Source organism: Plastoroseomonas hellenica (assembly GCF_018129085.1).
Classification (GTDB): domain Bacteria; phylum Pseudomonadota; class Alphaproteobacteria; order Acetobacterales; family Acetobacteraceae; genus Plastoroseomonas; species Plastoroseomonas hellenica.
In genome coordinates, this window is sequence record NZ_JAAGBB010000116.1 from 1 (window position 1) to 4798 (window position 4798).

A 4798-nucleotide genomic window follows, 5' to 3' on the forward strand; every position below is an offset into this window, starting at 1 on the left:
CCAGCCGGCGCCGCTCCGCTACCTGCACTGGCTCGGCGGGCTGCTGACCGGGGATTTCGGGCGCTCGCTCGCGAACAACGTGCCGGTGGCGCAGCTCATCGGCCGGGGACGTGAAGGCCAGGCCGGCGGCGAGCAGCAGCGCGGCCGCGCCGGCGCCGGTCTTCATCCCTGCTCCGCCAGGTCCCTGAGGCCGGCAGGGTCGGTCAGCCGCAGCCCGGCCCGCACCGGCTCGATCAGGCCACGGGCGCGGAACTCGGCCAGAGCCTGGTTCACTTTCGGCCGGCTGGCGGCGACAAGGGCTGCGATCTGGCCCTGCGGCTGCCGCACCAGCCCGCTCGGGTCCACGGCCGAGAGGCGCAGCAGCGCGGCGGCGAGGCGCTGCTGCAGCGGCAGCAGCCCGACCGCCTCCACCTGGTCGGTGGTCCGGCGTAGTCGCGCCGCGAAGGTCTGCAGCAGGGCGAGTGCCAATTCCGGCTCCTCGGCGATCAGCGGCCTGACATCGGCATGGCGCAGCAGCAGCGCCGCGACCGGGGTGATGGCGGTGGCGTCCGCACTGCGCGGCCCGCCATCGATCAAGGTGATCTCGCCGATCGGCTCACCGCGGCCGACCAGGCCGAGCGTCATCTCGCGCCCCGCGGCAGTCGCGAGATGCAGTCGCACCAGCCCGTCCAGCACCAGGATCATGCCCTCGCCAGGGTCGCCGCGGCGGAACATCGGCGCGCCGGCGGCGTAGCGCAGCCGGCGCGCTGCCTGGGCGAGGCGGTCCTTCGCCCGCGCCGGCACGCCCTCGAAGAGCGCGGCACCGTCGAGCAGACGGCGGAGGTCGGAGGTTTCTGACACGCGCGGAGCATGCCCGTGGCGCGCGAAGCCGAACAGCGTCGTGGCGGCGCTGATGCGTCCCTGGCCGGCGAGCGCACGGAATGTTTCCCGCGGAACAGGGGCAGGTGGCGGGATTTCGGCATCAGGGGCGGGCGACGACGCACACCGCGTCACACGGAGACGAGTGATGATGACCGCCGAGATGACCCCCGCCGCGCCCGCCATCCTCCGCAGCCTTGACGCCGGGGCGGCCGCCACGCCGGTGTCCCTGGCCAGCCGGGTGCGGCGCCTGATCCAGGCCGCCGCGGTGCGGCGCGCGATCCGCGCCCTGGCGGCGCGCCACGCCGCCACCCGCAGCGCCGCCGCGGTGGCGGCACTCGACGATCACATCCGCCGCGACATCGGCCTGCCGCGCCGCGAACCGGTGCGGCACGAAGCCGGCTTCTGGCTGGTCTGAGGCGCACCCGCCTGTGAAGACGGGGCGATGCAGCCCTGCGCCCGGTTGGCGCGTTGCCGGGTCGGATGCTCCGGATTCCCCACCAATCCCGTGTCGGGGCATCCACCCCCCTCCGACCCGCCGCGATTTCCCCTTCGCGGCGGGTTCTTTTCCCGCCGGCCGGCGCGTGCATGCATCCCATCATTTCTGCCCGGGATTGATGCAATGCAGAAATCGGTAACGCTTCATTCTTTATACGCGCCTTCCGATGTCCTTGAGGACCGGAGGTTGGGCGTGGCGGGTTGGCTGGTCTGGATGCCTTACATGGGCGGGCTGCTGGCGGCGGCACTGATCGGCTACCGCATCGGGGTGGGGCGCGGGCGCCGCCGTGAACGCCGGGCCCGGACCCTGAACGACCGTCTGCAGACCGCGGTGACCGGCCTGCCGGATCCGCCGCCGGCGCCGCCTCAGCCCCGCGCCGTCAACTGGGCCGCAGTGCGATCGAAGCCGCCCTGTCTCATGTAGCGATTGCATGATCGCGGTGTGCGACCCCATCGCGCCGGCCGCGACAAATCCAGACAGGAAAAGGGCCGTGCTGCGGTCGTTTCGCGACTATCTGGATTCCAAAGGAGCCGTCATGACCCAGCCCATCCGAGTCACCGCTGAAGACCTCTCGCTCATCGTCGATGGCAAGCGGGCATCCCTTGTGGTCACGCGCGGTGCGCCGCATCCGACTCTGCCCGACTTCCTGGACATCGAAATGGATGTCGCCCTGTTGCAGGCACTGAAGCAGCAGATCGACAAGACGATTCGCGCCCTGCCGCCGCAGGCCGCCATCACGGCGTGAACCGGCGCCTGCGCCGGGCCGGCCTCAGGCCGGGGCCCGCCCCACCAGAGTGGCGAGGATAGCGGGCGGCGCGCTCTCCAGCAGGGCGGGCTGCATGTCCTCGGGGCGTTCGTTCGTGCCGAACGCCCAATGCGCCGCCGCGACGCCGGCGGACAGCACCAGTCCGACAAACAGTGCCTGCAGCAGATCGAGCATTGGGCCATCCCTCAAGACGCAACCCGCCCTATAGGCACGGAAAGGTTGCGGAACCCTTACCGACCCTTGCTTGCCATGCGATCCTGCTCCCGCTGCCGCCACTCTGCGCCCGTAGCCGGCCATATCCGCGACCCTGACGAGCGGCGAATGGCGCTCGCGTCTCCGGAGCGCGTGACAAAAACCGACAAGTCTTGGATTTCGCCGCGCTGCCGCAAGTGAGTACATCCCTGCCCGGACGGAGAGGCATGGAGAGCCGCGTGGAGAACATGACGGAAGCAGCGCTGCAAATACCGGCGCCGGGCATCGCCATCTGGGTCGCCGCCACGGTGATGACCCTGCTGATCGTGAGCCTTTCGGCCCATGCCCTCGGCATGGCGCGTGGCCGGCGGATGGAACGCATGCTGGAATCCACGCGCAGTTCGCTCGAAGCGGCGGTGCATGGCGTGCCGGACCGCCGCCGCCGGGGCCAGCCGGCGGTGGGGGCGGGCGCGGGTCCCGATCAGCCCGGGATGCCGAGCAGCGCCATGATCTCGGTCTGCAGCGCCGCCTCCGCGAAGGGCTTGTTCAGTAGCCGGCTGGCCGCGTAGCGCGGCGGCAGATCCTCTACCTGGTGGCCGCTGAGGAAGGCAAAGGGCACGCCGCGCGCGATCAGGAGGTCGGCCACGGCGAAGCTCGGCTGATGTCCCAGCGAGGCGTCGAGCAACGCCGCGGCCGGGGTCTCCTGCTCCAGCAGCGCGAGCGCCGCCGGGACGTCCGCCGCCGGGCCCAGGACGCGGTAGCCCCAACGGCGCAGCGAACGGGAGATCGCTTCGGCGATGATCCATTCATCCTCGACGACGAGGATCGATGCGTCCGATGGAATCACCATGCAGGGAAGGGCTCCGGCCTGAGGGCGGGCATGACGACCGTGTCCGGGCGGGATGCCCGGATCGGCTTCGCGCCGTCCGGCCAGGCCGCATCGATTGAGGCCTCATCCTGACAGGTATCGTCGCCCGCTCGGGTGATGCACCCGAATGGGCTCAGCTCTAGCGGAGCCGTGATGCCACGTCCTTAACATGGATCAGCCTTGCCGGACGGCGCCAAGGCGGCGGCGGGCTTCGCCTCCCCTGTGCGGGCCCGCAGCCCATGATGGGCGCGCTGAGCGACGCCGGCCTTCGATCCATGCTGGGCGTGTCGGCTACGGAGCGGCCTTCGCGGCCACCGGCATGACGGCAGCGCCGGCCGGCTCAGCCACGCTCCGCCGGCTCTTCGGCCGGCATGCCGGCTGGGAAGTCGGTGAAGACATAACCGAAGGGCCGCACCGACTTGATGGCCTGCGGATGGTGCTGGTTGATCTCGATCTTCTTGCGGATCTTCATCACCGCCATGTCGACCGCGCGGTCGCCGGGCCGGAATGGGCGATGGAAGGCACGTTCGCTGATCTCGTCCCGGCTCAGCACCTTGCCGCGCGCCGTGACCAGCACCCGCAGCACCTCGAACTCCGAGGCGGTCAGGGTGCAGGCCTGGCCATCCGGCCGGAACAACTCGCGTTTTTCGACCGAGAGGTGCCAGCCGGGGCCGCCGGCCGCAACCGGCGTCGTCGCCGGTGCCGCCGGTGCGCCGGCCTGCGGCGCGGCGCGGCGCAGGATGGAACGAATGCGCGCCACGATCTCCCTGGGCGGCGTCAGCTTCGCGACATAGTCATAGGCGCCGAGCTCCAGCGCCACGACCCGGTCCACCTCCTCCCGCCCGCCGGAGAGGAACATGCAGGGGGCGGTGGTCAGGGAGGACAGCTTGCGGAACACCTCGGTGCCGCTCTCGCCCTCCAAGTTCTGGTCGATGATGATGATGGAGGGCTTGAACTCCGCCAGGCTCGCGAAGGCCGGGGCCGAGCCGGTGACGGCGCGTACCTCGAAACCATGCGCCGCGAGGTAGCCGCGCACCGACTCACCGAATTCAGCGTCGTCGTCGATCAGAAGGGTCCGGATCATCATCTGCCCATGCCGCTTGCCGGGCCGGCCACGACCGGCCGGCGATGCGGCGGGCGGGGCGACCCAGGCTCATCACAGGGTATAAAGGGCTCCGGTAGGCCGCTGTATTATTTCATTTTGGGAAAAGCATCCGACAAATCGCCTTTTGTCATGATTGGTTTGGCGGGCTTCCCAATGTGGCCGCCGTCAAACCGGCGGCAGTGGCGGAGGAGGTCGGCACATCGGTCCCGTCTTCGTGAGCGGCCCGGCGCCCGGCCTGTGCCTCAGGGAACAGTGAATTTTAAATGAATTGGGCTCCTTGTGGGCACGGTCCGTCAGTGCCAAAGCCCCCCGATTGGGCGCTAGATTGCCGGCCCGCCCCGAGGATGCTCATGTCGCAGCCAGCCCCTGCCTCGCCTTCGCGCACGCCGCTTGATGCGGCGGTCGGTGCGTGCCGCTCCGAATTGGTGACGGTCGGCGTGTTCAGCGGCGTCGTGAACCTGCTGCAGCTCACCGTGTCGATCTACATGATGCAGGTGTTCGACCGCGTGC

The 4798-nt window shown here is 70.1% G+C and carries 8 protein-coding genes; 4 read left to right on the forward strand and 4 right to left on the reverse strand.

The features are described from left to right. Positions 1 to 162 precede the first annotated feature (162 nt). A complete protein-coding gene (locus tag GXW71_RS35355; protein ID WP_211858476.1) occupies positions 163 to 840 on the reverse strand; it encodes a Crp/Fnr family transcriptional regulator in 678 nt (225 codons plus the stop codon). Between the two features lie 166 nt (positions 841 to 1006). Here GXW71_RS35355 and GXW71_RS34135 point away from each other — a divergent pair, with 166 nt between their 5' ends. The 3 genes from GXW71_RS34135 to GXW71_RS34145 all read left to right on the forward strand — a co-directional run bounded on the left by GXW71_RS34135 (position 1007) and on the right by GXW71_RS34145 (position 2102). Next, positions 1007 to 1276 carry a hypothetical protein gene (locus tag GXW71_RS34135; RefSeq protein ID WP_211858478.1) on the forward strand — a complete coding sequence of 90 codons (270 nt, stop codon included), beginning with the start codon at positions 1007 to 1009 and terminating at the stop codon, positions 1274 to 1276. A gap of 273 nt (positions 1277 to 1549) precedes the next feature. Beyond that, the gene (locus GXW71_RS34140; protein WP_211858480.1) at positions 1550 to 1780 is read left to right on the forward strand and encodes a hypothetical protein; all 231 of its coding nucleotides are present in this window, start codon (positions 1550 to 1552) and stop codon (positions 1778 to 1780) included. 112 nt (positions 1781 to 1892) lie between these two features. Further along, a complete protein-coding gene (locus GXW71_RS34145; protein ID WP_211858481.1) occupies positions 1893 to 2102 on the forward strand; it encodes a hypothetical protein in 210 nt (69 codons plus the stop codon). Between the two features lie 24 nt (positions 2103 to 2126). Here the strand turns inward: GXW71_RS34145 and GXW71_RS34150 are convergent, their stop codons facing one another. After that, positions 2127 to 2297, reverse strand: a complete 171-nt coding sequence (locus tag GXW71_RS34150) for a hypothetical protein (protein ID WP_211858482.1) — start codon at positions 2295 to 2297, stop codon at positions 2127 to 2129. A gap of 245 nt (positions 2298 to 2542) precedes the next feature. Between GXW71_RS34150 and GXW71_RS34155 the strand changes: the two genes are divergently transcribed. Then, positions 2543 to 2884: a hypothetical protein gene (locus tag GXW71_RS34155; protein WP_211858483.1), complete on the forward strand. Its 342-nt coding sequence runs from the start codon at positions 2543 to 2545 to the stop codon at positions 2882 to 2884. Here the strand turns inward: GXW71_RS34155 and GXW71_RS34160 are convergent. Next, the gene (locus GXW71_RS34160) at positions 2797 to 3165 is read right to left on the reverse strand and encodes a response regulator (RefSeq protein WP_211858485.1); all 369 of its coding nucleotides are present in this window, start codon (positions 3163 to 3165) and stop codon (positions 2797 to 2799) included. The genes GXW71_RS34155 and GXW71_RS34160 overlap by 88 nt on opposite strands. Before the next feature lie 358 nt (positions 3166 to 3523). Beyond that, positions 3524 to 4270, reverse strand: coding sequence for a response regulator transcription factor (locus tag GXW71_RS34165; protein WP_211858486.1), 747 nt, complete (start codon positions 4268 to 4270; stop codon positions 3524 to 3526). Between the last annotated feature and the right edge of the window lie 528 nt (positions 4271 to 4798).

Excerpts from the sequence above, each read along its gene's own strand:
- GXW71_RS34135 (WP_211858478.1), top strand. The coding sequence starts at position 1,007 with ATGATGACCGCCGAGATGACCCCCGCCGCGCCCGCCATCCTCCGCAGC.
- GXW71_RS34145 (WP_211858481.1), top strand. The coding sequence starts at position 1,893 with ATGACCCAGCCCATCCGAGTCACCGCTGAAGACCTCTCGCTCATCGTC.
- GXW71_RS34150 (WP_211858482.1), bottom strand. The coding sequence starts at position 2,297 with ATGCTCGATCTGCTGCAGGCACTGTTTGTCGGACTGGTGCTGTCCGCC.
- GXW71_RS34155 (WP_211858483.1), top strand. The coding sequence starts at position 2,543 with ATGGAGAGCCGCGTGGAGAACATGACGGAAGCAGCGCTGCAAATACCG.
- GXW71_RS34160 (WP_211858485.1), bottom strand. The coding sequence starts at position 3,165 with ATGGTGATTCCATCGGACGCATCGATCCTCGTCGTCGAGGATGAATGG.
- GXW71_RS34165 (WP_211858486.1), bottom strand. The coding sequence starts at position 4,270 with ATGATGATCCGGACCCTTCTGATCGACGACGACGCTGAATTCGGTGAG.